The following is a 15,186-nucleotide window of genomic DNA, read 5'->3' on the forward strand; positions in this document are numbered from 1 at the left end:
GTCAGACCTTCCCATGCCGTTCGGCGAGCGTGTTGAGCAGCGCGGCCGCCGTCGCCGCGTCGGGCACGGTGACCGCGAACTCCCGGCCACCGTCCCGCCGTACGACGAGCGCCTCGCCGGAACGCAGCACCACGCCCGTACGGTGCGCCCGGACGCGGTAGCCCCAGCCGCCGAAGTCGGCGACGGCGCGGACGTCCCCGGCGGCCGCGCCCGCGACCTCGTCGAGCGGGATCCGGACGCGGGGCTTGGGGAAGACGCCGGAGCGGACGGTGAGGCCGTGCCGGTCGACGGTGACCCGGACCCGGGCGAGCGCGAGCCCGGGCACGCCGATGACGAGGCCGAGCAGGCCGAACAGCGCGTCCGGCCAGTCGAGGACGAGGAGGGCGACCGGGGCGGCGGCGAGGGCGAGGACCGCGAGGGCGGTCAGCGTCCGGGAGCCGGTGGAGCGGGTCCAGCCCGCGACCTCGCTCGCGCCGAGCGCGAGTCGCGGTCCTTCGGGCGCCCCCGGCCGGCCCGCCGGCTCGTCCGCCGGGACGAGCGAGGTGAGCGCCCAGCCGGCGAGGCCGGCGGCGACCGCCGCCGTCCCGGCCACGGCGAGGTCGACGGCGGGCACGGAGACCTGCACCTCGAACGCGTCGACGAGGTTGTTGCGGAGGGTCCGGACGAGCAGTCCGCCGACGAAGCCCGCGGTCGCCCAGGCGCCCCACAGGACCCGCCGCCGGACGGCTGCGGTCCAGGTGGCGGCGACGCCGGCGATCAGGGCCGTACTGATGAGGACGTAGCCGGCGCGGCTCGTCCAGCCGTCGGCCTCGCCACCGTCCCCGAGGGAGTAGTGGGTGGCGAGTTCGGCGGGCAGCGCGTCCCACCAGCGGGCGAGGAGCAGCAGGTGGACGGCGAGTGCGAGAACGAAGGGGAGCGCGGCGAGCGCGCGGAGACGAGGTGCGACACGGTTCATGAAAACCTCCCTTGTTTGCACTCTACTAGAACAATGCGGATCGAGGGAGCCCCCTCTCGACGTCTCCGAGCACATCGCCGACGCCGACAGAACGGCTGCCCCCTCGCGCACTTGGGCGACAGGGACGGGCAGGGGCCGCGCGCGGGCAGGGGCCGCGCGCGGGATCGAGATCGCGGACGCGGCGCGCCTCCCGCCATGAACCGACGAGGGGGTGAGGCGGCGAGGCGGTGAGGCGGCGAGGCGAGGTCGTGCGGGCGCCGGGTACCGGCTGTCGCTCCGCTACTCCGCGCCGCAGTCGTGGGCGGCGGGGTCGACGACGACGCGGTCCAACAGGCCGCACAGGAGCGCCTGTTCGACTTCGGTGAGGTCGCCGAAGAGTTCGCGTTCGGCGTCGCTCACGGCCTGGTCGATGCGCTCCAGGGCTTCGGTGCCCGCCGAGGCGATCTCGACGATGCGGCGGCGCCGGTCGGCGGGGTCGCGGCGGCGCTCGGCGAGCCCGGCCGTCTCCAACTCGTTGAGGATCGCGACCAGTTGGCTCGGGTCGAGTTCCATCGGTTTTCGTCCCCATACCGTTGGAGCACCTCCATGTTCATCGCCCATGCCGTCGTCGCGGCCCTGCTCGCCCTCGCGGCGACCGGCTCCGCCTTCATGACGTTCACCAAGAATCCGCAGGTCGTGGGCAGCATGACCAAGGCGGGCGTACCGGAGGGCATGCTTCCGCTACTGGCGACCGCGAAGGCGGCGGGCGCGCTCGGTCCGCTCGCGGGCCTCCTCGTCGCACCGCTCGGCGTGGCCGCGGCCGTCGGCCTGGTCCTCTACTTCGCCGGCGCCGCCGTCGCCCACCTGCGGGTGAAGGACTACGAGCCGGCGCCGGCGGCGGTGCTGACCCTGATCGCGGCGGCCGCGCTGGTCCTGCGCACGACCTCCGCCTGAGGTTTCTCAACGAAACGAGACGTCTCGTCTTGCAAATTCCCCTCCCCTGTCGTACCGTCGTCGAGGCGAGACGAACCGTCTCGCCTCCCCGGCGACAGGAGGTACCCCTTGTTCCGTGCCCGACTCGTGGACGTCAGCAAGCGCTACGACGACCGGTACGTGCAGCACAGGACCGTGCTCGACCGGGTCTCGCTCACCGTCCGCCCCGGTGAGCGGCTCGGGATCGTCGGGGACAACGGCTCCGGGAAGTCGACCCTGCTGCGACTCCTCGCGGGTCTGGAGCAGCCCGACAACGGCACCGTCTCCGTCGAGGCCCCCGGCGGCCTCGGCCACCTCGCCCAGACCCTGGACCTCCCCGCGGCGGCCACCGTCGGCGACGCCGTCGACCACGCGCTCGCGGACGTACGGGCGCTGGAGCGGGCCGTCCGGACCGCCGAGGCCGACCTCGCCGCCACCGGGGACCTCGCCGGATACGCCGAGCTCCTCGCCGGATACGAGGCCCGGGGCGGCGCCGACGCCGACCGGCGCGTGGAGACGACCCTGCGGCGGCTCGGCGAGCGCGGACCGCTCGACCGGGACCGGCCGCTCGGCACCCTCTCCGGCGGACAGCGCTCACGGCTCGCCCTCGCGGGCGTGCTCGCCGCCGAGCCCGAACTGCTGCTGCTCGACGAGCCGACGAACGACCTCGACGACGAGGCCGTGGAGTGGCTGGAGGAGCGGCTGCGCACCCACCGGGGCACGGTCGTCGCCGTCTCCCACGATCGGGTGTTCCTCGACCGGGTGACCACCGCCGTCCTCGAAGTGGACGAGGACCGGCACACCGTGCGCCGCTACGGCGACGGATACCCGGGCTACCTGGCCGGGCGGGCGGCCGAACGGGCCCGCAGGCAGCGGGAGTACGAGGAGTGGAAGGAGGACCTCGCCCGGTACACGGCCCTCGCCGACACGCACATCGACCGGTTCTCGGCGATCCCCCGCAAGGCCCCGGCCGCGTTCAGCGGCGCCGGCGCCTTCCGTGCCCGGTCGCGGGCACACGGGGCGATGAGCAGGATCCGGGCCGCCCGCGAGCGGCTCGCCCGGCTGTCCGCGCACCCGGTGCCGCCGCCGCCCGAGCCGCTGCGCTTCCGCGCGGACCTCACCGGCGCCGAGGGCTCCCCCGTCGACCTCGCGGACGTGCGGGTGGACGGCCGGCTCCGCCTGGACGCCCTGCACCTCGGCGCGGGCGAACGGCTCCTGGTCACCGGCCCGAACGGCGCCGGGAAGACGACGCTCCTGAAGGTCCTCGCGGGTGAACTCGTCCCGGACGCGGGCTCGGTGCGCGCACCGGCCCGCGTCGGGATGCTCCGCCAGGAGACGGCCCCGCCCACCGACCCCCGTACGGTGAGGGAGGCCTTCGGGGAAGGCCGCGAGGACGAGTTGCTCGCCCTCGGGCTCTTCGCCGCCCGGGATCTCGCGACCCCGGTGCGTCTCCTGTCGGCGGGCCAGCGCCGCAAGCTGGAGCTGGCCCGGCTCGTGACCTCACCCGCCGGTCTGCTGCTCCTCGACGAGCCGACCAACCACCTGGCTCCCGGCCTGGTGGAGGAGATCGACGCCGCGCTCGCGCTGTACCCGGGCACGCTGGTCGTGGTCAGCCACGACCGGCGGCTGAGAGAGGGTTTCCGGGGCCGTCGTCTCGCACTGGAGCCGGCCCCGGCAAGGGTGGGGAGTCGGGGGGCGTCCTGACCGGCACGGCACCCCCGGTCCCGGCCGGGTCCTGTCCGGAGAGCAGCGCCGTCCGTCCCGGGCGCCCCCGGCCCCGGACGGGGCTCAGTCCTCGTCCGACCCCTCCAGGTCGCCCTCCGTCTCCAGGAACACCTGGCGCAGGGCGGCCAGGGTCTCCGGGTCCGGCTTCTCCCACATGCCGCGGGACTCGGCTTCGAGGAGCCGCTCGGCGATGCCGTGCAGGGCCCACGGGTTGGCCTCCTTGAGGAAGGCCTGGTTCGCCGGGTCGAGGACGTACTCCTGCGTCAGCTTGTCGTACATCCAGTCGGCGACGACGCCGGTCGTGGCGTCGTAGCCGAAGAGGTAGTCGACGGTCGCCGCCAGCTCGAACGCGCCCTTGTAGCCGTGGCGGCGCATCGCCTCGATCCAGCGCGGGTTGACCACGCGGGCGCGGAAGACCCGGGAGGTCTCCTCGACGAGGGTGCGGGTGCGGACGGTCTCCGGGCGGGTGGAGTCGCCGATGTACGCCTCGGGCGCGGTGCCCTTGAGCGCGCGCACGGTCGCGACCATGCCGCCGTGGTACTGGAAGTAGTCGTCGGAGTCGGCGATGTCGTGCTCGCGGGTGTCCGTGTTCTTCGCGGCGACCGCGATCCGCTTGTACGCGGTCTCCATCTCGGCGCGCGCCGGGCGCCCTTCGAGCCCGCGTCCGTACGCGTACCCGCCCCACACCGTGTACACCTCGGCGAGGTCGGCGTCGGTGCGCCAGTCGCGCGAGTCGATCAGCTGGAGGATGCCCGCGCCGTACGTGCCGGGGCGGGAGCCGAAGATGCGGGTGGTGGCGCGCCGCTCGTCGCCGTGCTCGGCGAGGTCGGCCTGCGCGTGCGCCCGGACGTGGTTGTCCTCGGCGGACTCGCCCTCCAGACCGGCGACCAGCCGCACGGCGTCGTCGAGGAGGCCGATGACGTGCGGGAACGCGTCCCGGAAGAAGCCGGAGATGCGCAGGGTGACGTCGATGCGCGGGCGGCCGAGCTCGGCCGGCGGGATCGGCTCCAGGCCGTTCACGCGGCGGGAGGCCTCGTCCCACAGCGGGCGGACGCCGAGCAGGGCGAGCGCCTCGGCGACATCGTCGCCGGCGGTGCGCATCGCGCTCGTGCCCCACAGGGAGAGGCCCACCGAGGTCGGCCACTCGCCGTTGTCGGTGCGGTAGCGCTCCAGGAGGGAGTCGGCGAGGGCCTGGCCGGTCTCCCAGGCGAGCCGGGACGGCACGGCCTTCGGGTCGACGGAGTAGAAGTTCCGGCCGGTCGGCAGGACGTTGACCAGGCCGCGCAGCGGGGAGCCGGACGGGCCGGCGGGGACGAAGCCGCCGTTCAGGGCGTGCACGGCGTGCGCCAGCTCGTCGGTGGTGGCGGCGAGGCGCGGCACGACCTGCTCACAGGCGAACCGCAGCACGGCGTGCACCTCGGGGCCGTACGCGGCGGCGACCGTGTCGATCGCGGCGACGGACCAGCCGGCGGCCTCCATGCCCTCGACGAGCGCGCGGGCCTTCTCCTCCGCCTCGTCGGCGGTGGTGCGGGTGGCGGCCGACTCGTCGAGGCCGAGGGCCTCGCGCAGGCCGGGCAGCGCCTGCGTGCCGCCCCAGATCTGGCGGGCGCGCAGGATCGAGAGGACCAGGTTGACGCGGGCCTCGCCCTCCGGGGCTCCGCCGAGGACGTGCAGGCCGTCGCGGATCTGGGCGTCCTTGACCTCGCACAGCCAGCCGTCGACGTGCAGCAGGAAGTCGTCGAAGCCGTCGTCCTCGGGGCGCTCCTCCAGACCGAGGTCGTGGTCGAGCTTGGCGGCCTGGATCAGCGTCCAGATCTGGGCGCGGATCGCGGGCAGCTTCGCCGGGTCCATGGAGGAGATCTGCGCGTACTCGTCGAGGAGCTGCTCCAGGCGCGCGATGTCGCCGTACGAGTCGGCGCGGGCCATCGGCGGGACCAGGTGGTCGACGAGGGTGGCGTGGACGCGCCGCTTGGCCTGGGTGCCCTCGCCCGGGTCGTTGACGAGGAACGGGTAGACCAGCGGGATGTCGCCGAGCGCCGCGTCCGGGCCGCAGGCGGCGGACAGGCCGGCGTTCTTGCCGGGCAGCCACTCCAGGTTGCCGTGCTTGCCCAGGTGGACCATGGCGTCGGCGCCGAAGCCGCCGTCCTCGGCGCGGGCGGCGATCCAGCGGTAGGCGGCCAGGTAGTGGTGCGACGGCGGGAGGTCGGGGTCGTGGTAGATCGCGATCGGGTTCTCGCCGAAGCCGCGCGGCGGCTGGATGAGGATCAGCAGGTTCCCGCGCCGCAGGGCGGCGAGGACGATGTCGCCCTCCGGATTGCGAGACCGGTCGAGGAACATCTCGCCGGGCGCCGGGCCCCAGTGCTCCTCGACCTGCTCGCGGAGCTCGGCGGGCAGCGTCGCGTACCAGCGCTTGTAGTCGGCGGCCGGGATGCGGACGGGGTTGCGGGCGAGCTGCTCCTCGGTGAGCCAGTCCTGGTCGTGGCCGCCGGCCTCGATGAGGGCGTAGATCAGCTCGTCGCCGTCGCCGGAGACCAGGCCGGGGAGGTCCTCGGCCGGTCCGAAGTCGTAGCCCTCCGCGATGAGGCGGCGGAGCAGCGCGACGGCGGAGGCGGGGGTGTCGAGGCCGACCGCGTTGCCGATGCGGGAGTGCTTGGTCGGGTACGCGGAGAGGACGAGCGCCAGCTTCTTCTCGGCGTTCGGGATGTGGCGGAGCCGGGCGTGCCGGACGGCGATCCCGGCGACGCGGGCCGCGCGTTCGGCGTCGGCGACGTACGCGGGCAGGCCGTCCTCGTCGATCTCCTTGAAGGAGAAGGGGACGGTGATGAGCCGGCCGTCGAACTCGGGGACAGCGACCTGGCTGGCGGCGTCCAGCGGCGAGAGGCCCTCGTCGTTCTCCTCCCACGCGGACCGCGAGCCGGTCAGGCACAGCGCCTGGAGGATCGGCACGTCGAGCGCGGCGAGCGCGCCCGCGTCCCAGGCCTCCTCGTCGCCGCCGGCCTGCGCCTCGGCGGGCTTGGTGCCGCCGGCCGCGAGGACGGTGGTGACGATCGCGTCGGCTCCGCTCAGGACGGAGATCAGCTCCGCCTCGGGGGCGCGCAGGGAGGCCACGTACAGCGGCAGCGCCCGGGCTCCGGCGTCCTCGACGGCGTCGCAGAGGGCGCCGACGAAGGCGGTGTTCCCGCTCATGTGGTGGGCGCGGTAGTAGAGCACGGCGACGGTCGGACCGTCGACGGGCTTCGGGGTGCGCTCCAGCGGGCCCCAGGTGGGGGCGGCGGCCGGGGCCTCGAAGCCGTGGCCGGTGAGGAGGACGGTGTCGGAGAGGAAGCGGGCGAGCTGCTCCAGGTTCTCCGGGCCGCCGTGCGCCAGGTAGGCGTGGGCCTCGGTGGCGACGCCGACGGGGACGGTGGAGGCCTCCATCAGCTGCGCGTCGGGGGCCTGTTCGCCGCTGAGGACGACGACCGGCTTTCCGGTGGCGCGGATGGCATCGATGCCCTCCTGCCAGGAGCGGAGGCCACCGAGGAGGCGGACGACGACGAGCTCGGCGTCGTCGAGGAGGCCGGGGAGGTCGGCGAGGGGGAGCCGGGAGGGGTTGGCGAAGCGGTACTCCACCGGGCCGCCGGCTGAGCCGGCGTTCGCCGCACGGGCGCTGAGCAGGTCGGTGTCGGAGTGCGACAGCAGCAGAAGCATGGCGAGCTCAGGCCTTCCTCGGGGTTGTCCGCGCCCCGGGTGGTCGTGTGGACGGCGGGGAGTTCCTGACTCACCCGTACCGTCGCCGGTACGGGCTCACAGTGGCGGGACCGCGCCGGATTCTCACCGGGCTTCCTCCCCGGGGTCCTGGGACCCCATGCCGATCTGCATCCTAGATCGTGGCGTCGGCGGGGCGGGGCGGGCCGCGGAGTCGGCCGGATCACACTCGGTGGCGGCCCGGTTCCCCGTGGGTATGCTCGCCGCCATGCCGCCCACCCCACCCTCGACGCCCGCGCGGGACGAAGCTCGCATTCGGGACCGTGGCGACGCCTGCCCCGGGGCGCTGCGCCTGCACGCCGCCGACGACGGCGGACTGGCCCGACTGCGTCTGCCCGCAGGTCGTTTGACTCATCATCAGGTCGAGGCGCTGGCGGTCGCGGCGGAGACCCTCGGCGACGGACGGATCAGCCTCACCTCCCGGGGGAACGCGGAGCTGCGCGGCCTCGCGGAGGAGTGCGGGGCGGAGCTCGCCGCGCTGCTCGCGGAGGCGGGCCTGCTGCCCTCCCCCACCCACGAGCGCGTCCGCAACATCGTGGCCTCCCCGGCCGCCGGCCTCGACGGACTCGGCGGCCCCGAGGTCCAGTTGTGGGCCCGCGAGCTGGACTCCCTGCTCTGCGCCGAACCCTGGGCGGCGGCGCTTTCCGGCCGCTTCCTCTTCGTCCTCGACGACGGACGCGCCGACGTGGCGGGCCTGGGCGGCGATGTGACCTTGGTCGCAGTGCGGCCGACCGGGGTGCGGGAGGAGCCGGGCGCCGTATGGGAGCCGGACGCCGTACGAGAGCCGGGCGCCGTACAAGAGCCGGGCGCCGTGCGTCTGTACGTCGGCGGGCGGGCCTGGCTGGTCGCCGGAGCCGACGCGCCCCGCGCCGCGCTCGCCGCCGCCGGGGCCTTCCTCGACGCCGCCCGCGCGGCCGGAAACGGCGCCTGGCGGGTGCGGGAGCTGCCCGAGGGCCACGCCCCGGACGTGGCCGGCACGCTCGACCGCGCGGGCATCGCGGCGGAGCCCGTACCACCGGCGGACTCGCTGCCCGTGCACGCCCCGCCGCTCGCCCCCGGCCCCCTCGGCGCCGACTCCCTCCACGTCCTCGCGCCCCTCGGCCGCCTCACCGCCGCCCAGCTGCGCGCCCTGCTGCCCGCCGAGGAGGTACGGCTGACGCCGTGGCGCGGCGCGGTCGTCGTCGGAGCGGGCCCGTACGAGGAGCGGCTCGCCGCCCTCGACGCCCACGGGCTGATCACCCGCCCCGACTCCCCCTGGGCCGGCGTCAGCGCCTGCACCGGGCGGCCGGGCTGCGCCAAGTCCCTCGCGGACGTCCGCGCGGATGCCGCCCCGGGGTCCGCGCGGGGCCTCCCGGTCCACTACTCCGGGTGCGAGCGCCGCTGCGGTCACCCGCACGGCACCTGGGTCGACGTCGTCGCCACCGCCGACGGCGCCTACCTGGTGGACGGCGCCCCCACCCCCCGTACCGCCCTGACCGAAGCTGTCACCACGGCCCGCACGACGACGAGATGAGCGAGAGCACCAGGATGTTCGACTACGAGAAGGACGGGGCGGAGATCTACCGCCGGTCCTTTGCCACGATCCGCGCCGAGGCGGACCTCGCGGGCCTGCCCGCCGACGTCGCCCAGGTGGCGGTCCGGATGATCCACGCCTGCGGCATGACCGACCTCGTCCAGGACATCGCGTACTCCCCCCAGGTCGTCGCGAACGCCCGCGAGGCCCTGCGCGCCGGCGCCCCGATCCTCTGCGACGCGCAGATGGTCGCCAGCGGCGTCACCCGCAAGCGGCTGCCCGCCGACAACGAGGTGCTCTGCGCGCTCTCCGACCCGGCCGTCCCGGGCCTCGCCGCCGAGCTCGGCACCACCCGCTCCGCCGCCGCCCTCGAACTGTGGCGGGACCGCCTCGAAGGCTCCGTCGTCGCCATCGGCAACGCCCCCACGGCCCTCTTCCACCTCCTGGAGATGATCGCGAAGGGCGCCCCGAAGCCCGCCGCCGTCCTCGGCATACCGGTCGGCTTCATCGGCGCCGCCGAGTCCAAGGACGCGCTCGCCGAGAACGTCCTCGGCCTCGACCACCTGGTCGTACGGGGCCGGCGCGGCGGCAGCGCCATGACGGCCGCCGCGATCAACGCGATCGCCCACGAAGCGGAGATCCAGGCATGAGCACCGCGCACACGACCGGCAAGCTGTACGGCGTCGGCCTCGGCCCCGGCGACCCGAACCTCATGACGGTCGCGGCGGTCAGGGCCATCGCCGCCGCCGACGTCGTCGCCTACCACTCGGCCCGCCACGGCCGCTCGATCGCACGCTCCATCGCCGCCGAGCACATCCGCGAGGACCACGTCGAGGAGCGGCTGATGTACCCGCTCACCGTCGAGACCACCGACCACCCCGGCGGCTACCGGGGCGCCCTGGACGACTTCTACGAGGAGGCCGCGGCCCGCCTCGCCGCCCACCTCGACGCCGGCCGCACCGTCGCCGTCCTCGCCGAGGGCGACCCGCTGTTCTACGGCTCGTACCAGCACATGCACAAGCGGCTCGCCGACCGCTACGACACCACCGTCATCCCCGGCGTCACCTCCGTCAGCGCCGCCGCCGCCCGCCTCGGCGAGCCGCTGTGCGAGGCGGAGGAGGTCCTCACGATCATCCCCGGCACGCTGCCCGAGGACGAGCTGACGGCCCGCCTCGCGGGCACCGACTCGGCGGTCGTGATGAAGCTCGGCCGCACCTTCCCCACCGTGAAGCGGGCCCTGGAGCGGGCCGGGCGCCTCGACGACGCCCGGTACGTGGAGCGGGCGTTCATGGCCGGCGAGCGGACCGGCACCCTGTCCGAGATCGACCCCGAGTCGGTCCCCTACTTCTCCGTCGCCGTCCTGCCCTCCCGCATCGACCAGCAGCCCCCCGTGCGGGACCGCGGCGAGGTCGTCGTCGTCGGCACCGGCCCGGCCGGCGCGCCCTGGCTGACGCCCGAGTCGCGCGGCGCGCTCGTCAACGCCGACGTCCTCGTCGGCTACACCACCTACCTCGACCGGGTGCCGGTGCTCCGCCCCGGCCAGATCCGCCACGGCTCCGACAACAAGGTCGAGTCCGAGCGCGCCGAGTTCGCCCTCGACCTGGCCCGCCGCGGCCGCAAGGTCGCGGTCGTCTCCGGCGGCGACCCCGGCGTCTTCGCCATGGCCACCGCCGTCCTGGAGGTCGCCTGCGAACCGGAGTACGCCGACGTACCCGTACGGGTCCTCCCCGGGGTGACCGCCGCCAACGCGGCCGCCGCCGCCGCGGGCGCCCCCCTCGGCCACGACTACGCCACGATCTCCCTCTCCGACCGGCTCAAGCCCTGGGACGTCATCGAGGCCCGGCTGCGCGCCGCCGCCTCCGCCGACCTGGTCATCGCCCTCTACAACCCGGGCTCCCGGTCCCGCACCCACCAGGTGGCCGCCGCCCGCGACCTCCTCCTCGAACTGCGCTCCCCCGAGACGCCCGTCGTCGTCGCCCGCGACGTCGGCGGCCCCGAGCAGTCCGTCCGCGTCGTCACCCTCAAGACCCTGGAACCGTCCGAGGTCGACATGCGCACCCTGCTCCTCGTCGGCTCCTCGCAGACCCGCGCCGTCGAACGCACCGACGGCCGCACCATCGCCTGGACCCCGCGCCGGTACGGCTGAGCCGACCGCCGCTAGGAGGACGTGCGGGTGAAGGTGCCCAGCCCCTCCTGGTCCAGGTACTCGACGCGGACGGTCTTCCCGTCCGGGGAGAACGTCACGCCGGTGAGGCCGACGGCGTTCTCCCCCCGCGTCGGGAAGCTGAACGTGTCGCCGGAGTAGTGCGTCAGCCGGTACGTCTGGGGCTCCGGCCCCAGCCGCAGCACCAGTCCGCCGTCGACCTCGGCCACCGTCATCCGGCCGTAGTAGTCGTTGGTGTACGTGCCGGCGTACGCGTCGGCGGACTTCGCGGCGGAGGCATCGGCCGGCGGATGCGCGTAGTCCGTCGGCGACCGGCCGGCGTCCGCCTCCTGCTCGTAGAGCGCGTTGACGAGCGGCACCCAGTCCCGGCTGGGCTTCCCCTCCTGCGCGGTGTCGAAGAAGTCCAGGGCGACCGCGTCCGCGACGCCGACCGGCGCCCCGTTCGTGAGGACGACGATCCCCAACTCCTCGCCCGGCAGCATCGTCACGTTGGTGTGCGCGCCCTCCGCGAACGCGCCGGTGTGCGACAGCCGCAGCCGGCCCTCGTCGTCGTACGACACGTTCCAGCCGAGTCCGTAGAAGCCAGTCCTGCCCGCCGGCGCCCGCGCCGGCGAGGCAACGGACTCGGGGTGGTGGGTCAGTTCGAGCGCCTCGGCGTCGACGACCTCCCGCCCGTCGAGCGTCCCGTTCCCCAACTGCAGCCGCAACCACACCGCCATGTCCCGCGCCGAGGAACTCACCCCGCCCGCCGGCGACTGCGCGTCCGGATCCCGCACGAACCGCGCCTTCCACGTCCCGTCGGGCTCCTTCACGTGCCCCACGGCCCGGTCGGGGTTCTCCTCGAAGTCCTGGAAGCTCGAACTGGTGTCGTTCATCCCCGCCGGCCGGTACAGCGTGTCCTCGGCGAGCTTCTCCCACGCCACGCCCTTCTCCGCGGCGACGGCCTCCGCCGCCCCCGTCAGACCGAAGTTCGTGTACGCGTAACTCGCCCGGAACGGCGCCAGCGGCTCGTACCGCAGGTGCGCCAGGATGTAGTCCCGGTCGTAGCCCAGGTCCTCCAGCAGATCCCCCGCGTGGTCCGGCAGCCCGCTCCGGTGCGAGAACAGGTCCGCGACCGTCATGTGCGAGGTCACCCACGGGTCCTTCAGCCGGAACTCCGGCAACTCCGGCGCCACCGGCTTCTGCCAGCCCTCCACCCCGACCGCACCCGACACGATCGTCGACGCGATCGGCTTCGACACGGACGCCAGCTGGAACACGGTGTCCGCGTCGACCCGCGCCGACTTGCCCACCTCCCGCACCCCGTACCCCTCCAGGTGCACCACCTTGCCCTGGTACACCACGGCCACGGACACCCCCGGCACCCCGGTCCGCTTCATCATCGCCGCGACGTCCGCGTCGAGCCGGCCCACCGCCCGGTCCACGTCCGCCCGGTCGAGCAGCGGCGGCGGCTGCGCGGGGGGAGGCTCGGGCGCGGGTGTCGGCGAGGGACTCGGCGCGGCGCCCATCAGCGCCACGAGTCCCGCCGTGGCCAGCCACCGGACGGTACCCACCCCTCCATTGAACGCCGGGAGGAATCCCCTGTCGCGCGGAAGGAACCGGGAGGTAGAGTCCCCTCCCGGCGGTGGACCGGCTCCCACCCGCACCGCCCGGCTCTCTCTCCCCCCCCACACATCACCTGTGTCCCGTAGGTCCGGAAAGGACCCTCCCTCTGTGATGACTCGTCCCCGGCTGAGCGCGCTGGCCGCAACGGCCGCCCTCGCCGCATCCGGCGGCCTCCTCACCGCCACCCCGGCCTCCGCGGCCGTCAGTTGCGCCTCCCCCGTGTGGAAGGCGGAGTACTTCGCCAACACCACGCTCACCGGCACCCCGAAACTGACGGTCTGCGACAGCGCCGTCGCCGAGAACTACGGCTGGGGCGACCCGGCCGGCGTCACCCTCCCCAAGGACAACTTCTCCGTCCGCTGGTCCCTGACCCGCGACTTCGGCTCCGGCGGCCCCTTCACCTTCACCGCCGAGGCCCAGGACGGCATCCGCGTCCACCTCGACGGCGTCCGCCGGATCGACCTCTGGAAGAACACCACCACCACCCAGAAGAAGACCGTCGCCCTCACCGTCCCCGCCGGCCGCCACACCCTCCGCGTCGACTACGCGACCTGGACCGGCGCCGCGAACGTCAAGTTCACCTACACCCCGAACACTTCGGCCACGGTGGACAAGATCCGCCCGCTCGCGCCGACCGGGGCGTCCGTCGCGTACGACCCCGCGCTGAACAAGGCCACCGTGAAGTGGGCGGCCAACAAGGAGATGGACCTCGCCGGCTACCGCCTCTACCGGCGCCTGCCCACCACCGCCTGGGCCAGGATCAGCAGCTCCACCGCCCTCATCACCGGCACCTCCTACCTCAACTACCCGCCCCCGACCGGCCAGTCGTACCTCTACGAACTCCGTGCCGTCGACAAGGCCGGCAACGAGTCCTGGGGCGGCGCCGACCTGACCGTCTTCTCGGTCGACCGGACCCCGACCGCCGCCCCGGCCGGCGTCACCGCGACCGACGGCGCCGACGGCGTCGCCCTGGCCTGGCAGCCCGTCACCGGCGCCGTGAAGTACACCGTGCACCGCCAGCGCACCGGCACCACCGACCCCGCCACCCAGGTCGCGACCGGCGTCACCGGCACCGCCTGGAAGGACACCGCCGCCGCCGAGCGGACCGGCTACACGTACGGCGTCTCCGCCGTCGACGCCGCAGGGAACGTCTCCGCGCGGACCACCGTCGCCGGCGCCCACGGCGACTACGCGCCCGCGGCGCCGACCGGCCTGACCGTGGTGGACGCCTCGGACGCGGTACGCCAGCACATGCTGAGCTGGACCGCCCCGGCGGACACCGATGTCGTCTCCTACCGCCTCTACCGCAACGGCGGCCTCCTCGGCACGTCCCGGTACACCTCGTTCAAGGACATGCAGGCCGTCTGGCACGGCACCACCTACCGGTACACGGTCTCGGCGGTGGACGCCGCCGGCAACGAGTCGCCGCTCTCCGCCGAGGCCTCGATCACGACCGAGGGCGACCTGGACGCCCCGGCGGCCGTCACGGGCGTCAAGGCGACCCCGCGCGAGGACGGCGTGCTGGTCGAGTGGGACGCGAGCACGGAGCCCGACCTCAGGCGGTACGAGGTCTTCAAGGCCGAGCGGTACGACGACGGCGACGGCGGTTATGTCTGGCTCGCCCACCGCGTCGAGTACGTCGCCGAGAGCGCCACCTCGTTCCTCCACCCCAGCCCCGCCGACGGCGAGACCGTCATGTACACCGTGATCGCCGTGGACGACTGGGAGAACACGCTCCGCGTGGGGGACCCGACCCTGAACTGGGTCGAGGTCACCGAACTCGGCACGCCCGTCATCGAGTAGCGACCCACGCGGCGGCCTCCTCCGGGGTCGCCGCCGTCGGGACGCCGTCCGGGACCGGGGGGCGGCGGACGACGACGACCGGGAGGCCGGCCTCGCGGGCGGCCGTCAGTTTGGGGGCGGTGGCGGCGCCGCCGCTGTCCTTCGTGACGAGGACGTCGATGCGGTGGCGGGCGAGGATCTCCCGCTCGTCGTCGAGGGTGAAGGGGCCCCGGTCGAGGAGGAGCTCGGTGCGGGCGGGCACGGGGGTGTCCGGGGCGTCGACCGAGCGGACCAGGAACCACTGGGGGCAGGCCGCGAAGGAGGCGAGGCCCAGGCGGCCGGTGGTGAGGAAGACGCGGTCGCCGAGGCCGTCCAGGGCGCGGGCCGCCTCGTCGAGGGAGGCCACGGAACGCCAGTCGTCGCCCTCGCCGGGGACCCAGCCGGGGCGGCGGAGGGCGAGCAGGGGAACATGGGCGGTGGCGGCCGCCGCGGCCGCGTTGAAGCTGATGCGTTCGGCGAAGGGATGGGTGGCGTCGATGACCGCGTCCACGGCGTGCTCCCGTATCCAGTCGACGAGCCCGTCGACGCCGCCGAAGCCGCCGATGCGGACCTCGCCGACCGGCAGCCGGGGGCTCGCCACCCGTCCCGCGAGGGAGCTGGTGACGCGGAGGCCGGCGGAGCCGTGCAGCAGTCCGGCGAGCGCGCGGGCCTCGGTGGTGCCCCCGAGAATGAGTACGTGCACAGGAG

11 protein-coding genes and 1 riboswitch are annotated in these 15,186 nt (G+C 74.5%); of the genes, 6 read left to right on the forward strand and 5 right to left on the reverse strand.

The window, feature by feature from the left end:
* Position 1: 1 nt before the first annotated feature.
* Both ACIQFX_RS01530 and ACIQFX_RS01535 read right to left on the reverse strand, forming a co-directional pair.
* Positions 2–955 carry a DUF1648 domain-containing protein gene (locus ACIQFX_RS01530; RefSeq protein WP_402457627.1) on the reverse strand — a complete coding sequence of 318 codons (954 nt, stop codon included), beginning with the start codon at positions 953–955 and terminating at the stop codon, positions 2–4.
* A gap of 279 nt (positions 956–1,234) precedes the next feature.
* The gene (locus tag ACIQFX_RS01535) at positions 1,235–1,507 is read right to left on the reverse strand and encodes a hypothetical protein (protein WP_402457630.1); all 273 of its coding nucleotides are present in this window, start codon (positions 1,505–1,507) and stop codon (positions 1,235–1,237) included.
* Between the two features lie 33 nt (positions 1,508–1,540).
* Between ACIQFX_RS01535 and ACIQFX_RS01540 the strand changes: the two genes are divergently transcribed.
* Positions 1,541–1,888 (forward strand): DoxX family protein, encoded by a 348-nt coding sequence (locus ACIQFX_RS01540; protein WP_402457633.1) that lies wholly within the window; start codon positions 1,541–1,543, stop codon positions 1,886–1,888.
* 108 nt (positions 1,889–1,996) lie between these two features.
* Positions 1,997–3,610: a ribosomal protection-like ABC-F family protein gene (abc-f, locus tag ACIQFX_RS01545; RefSeq protein WP_402457636.1), complete on the forward strand. Its 1,614-nt coding sequence runs from the start codon at positions 1,997–1,999 to the stop codon at positions 3,608–3,610.
* Positions 3,611–3,694: 84 nt separating this feature from the next.
* Here abc-f and cobN read toward each other — a convergent pair whose 3' ends face one another.
* Positions 3,695–7,318, reverse strand: a complete 3,624-nt coding sequence (gene cobN / locus ACIQFX_RS01550) for a cobaltochelatase subunit CobN (RefSeq protein ID WP_402457638.1) — start codon at positions 7,316–7,318, stop codon at positions 3,695–3,697.
* A gap of 38 nt (positions 7,319–7,356) precedes the next feature.
* Positions 7,357–7,492: riboswitch (cobalamin riboswitch) on the reverse strand.
* 79 nt (positions 7,493–7,571) lie between these two features.
* Here cobN and ACIQFX_RS01555 point away from each other — a divergent pair.
* The 3 genes from ACIQFX_RS01555 to cobJ are packed head-to-tail and all read left to right on the forward strand — an operon-like array spanning position 7,572 to position 11,034.
* Positions 7,572–8,888 (forward strand): cobalamin biosynthesis protein CobG, encoded by a 1,317-nt coding sequence (locus tag ACIQFX_RS01555; RefSeq protein ID WP_402457642.1) that lies wholly within the window; start codon positions 7,572–7,574, stop codon positions 8,886–8,888.
* A gap of 14 nt (positions 8,889–8,902) precedes the next feature.
* Positions 8,903–9,538, forward strand: coding sequence for a precorrin-8X methylmutase (locus ACIQFX_RS01560; protein WP_402458538.1), 636 nt, complete (start codon positions 8,903–8,905; stop codon positions 9,536–9,538).
* Positions 9,535–11,034, forward strand: coding sequence for a precorrin-3B C(17)-methyltransferase (gene cobJ / locus ACIQFX_RS01565; RefSeq protein ID WP_402457645.1), 1,500 nt, complete (start codon positions 9,535–9,537; stop codon positions 11,032–11,034). Before ACIQFX_RS01560 ends, cobJ begins: the two co-directional genes overlap by 4 nt.
* 11 nt (positions 11,035–11,045) lie before the next feature.
* Here the strand turns inward: cobJ and ACIQFX_RS01570 are convergent, their stop codons facing one another.
* A complete protein-coding gene (locus ACIQFX_RS01570) occupies positions 11,046–12,560 on the reverse strand; it encodes a serine hydrolase (RefSeq protein WP_402458540.1) in 1,515 nt (504 codons plus the stop codon).
* Positions 12,561–12,768: 208 nt separating this feature from the next.
* Here ACIQFX_RS01570 and ACIQFX_RS01575 point away from each other — a divergent pair, with 208 nt between their 5' ends.
* Positions 12,769–14,460, forward strand: coding sequence for a fibronectin type III domain-containing protein (locus tag ACIQFX_RS01575; protein WP_402458543.1), 1,692 nt, complete (start codon positions 12,769–12,771; stop codon positions 14,458–14,460).
* On the opposite strand, the gene ACIQFX_RS01580 is transcribed toward ACIQFX_RS01575, so the two are convergent.
* Positions 14,450–15,181, reverse strand: a complete 732-nt coding sequence (locus ACIQFX_RS01580; RefSeq protein WP_402457648.1) for a cobalt-precorrin-6A reductase — start codon at positions 15,179–15,181, stop codon at positions 14,450–14,452. The genes ACIQFX_RS01575 and ACIQFX_RS01580 overlap by 11 nt on opposite strands.
* Positions 15,182–15,186: the final 5 nt, after the last annotated feature.

This window comes from Streptomyces sp. NPDC093089 (assembly GCF_044754405.1).
Classification (GTDB): Bacteria; Actinomycetota; Actinomycetes; order Streptomycetales; family Streptomycetaceae; genus Streptomyces.

Excerpts from the sequence above, each read along its gene's own strand:
- ACIQFX_RS01530 (WP_402457627.1), bottom strand. The coding sequence starts at position 955 with ATGAACCGTGTCGCACCTCGTCTCCGCGCGCTCGCCGCGCTCCCCTTC.
- ACIQFX_RS01535 (WP_402457630.1), bottom strand. The coding sequence starts at position 1,507 with ATGGAACTCGACCCGAGCCAACTGGTCGCGATCCTCAACGAGTTGGAG.
- ACIQFX_RS01540 (WP_402457633.1), top strand. The coding sequence starts at position 1,541 with ATGTTCATCGCCCATGCCGTCGTCGCGGCCCTGCTCGCCCTCGCGGCG.
- cobN (WP_402457638.1), bottom strand. The coding sequence starts at position 7,318 with ATGCTTCTGCTGCTGTCGCACTCCGACACCGACCTGCTCAGCGCCCGT.
- ACIQFX_RS01555 (WP_402457642.1), top strand. The coding sequence starts at position 7,572 with ATGCTCGCCGCCATGCCGCCCACCCCACCCTCGACGCCCGCGCGGGAC.
- ACIQFX_RS01560 (WP_402458538.1), top strand. The coding sequence starts at position 8,903 with ATGTTCGACTACGAGAAGGACGGGGCGGAGATCTACCGCCGGTCCTTT.
- cobJ (WP_402457645.1), top strand. The coding sequence starts at position 9,535 with ATGAGCACCGCGCACACGACCGGCAAGCTGTACGGCGTCGGCCTCGGC.
- ACIQFX_RS01570 (WP_402458540.1), bottom strand. The coding sequence starts at position 12,560 with ATGGGCGCCGCGCCGAGTCCCTCGCCGACACCCGCGCCCGAGCCTCCC.
- ACIQFX_RS01575 (WP_402458543.1), top strand. The coding sequence starts at position 12,769 with ATGACTCGTCCCCGGCTGAGCGCGCTGGCCGCAACGGCCGCCCTCGCC.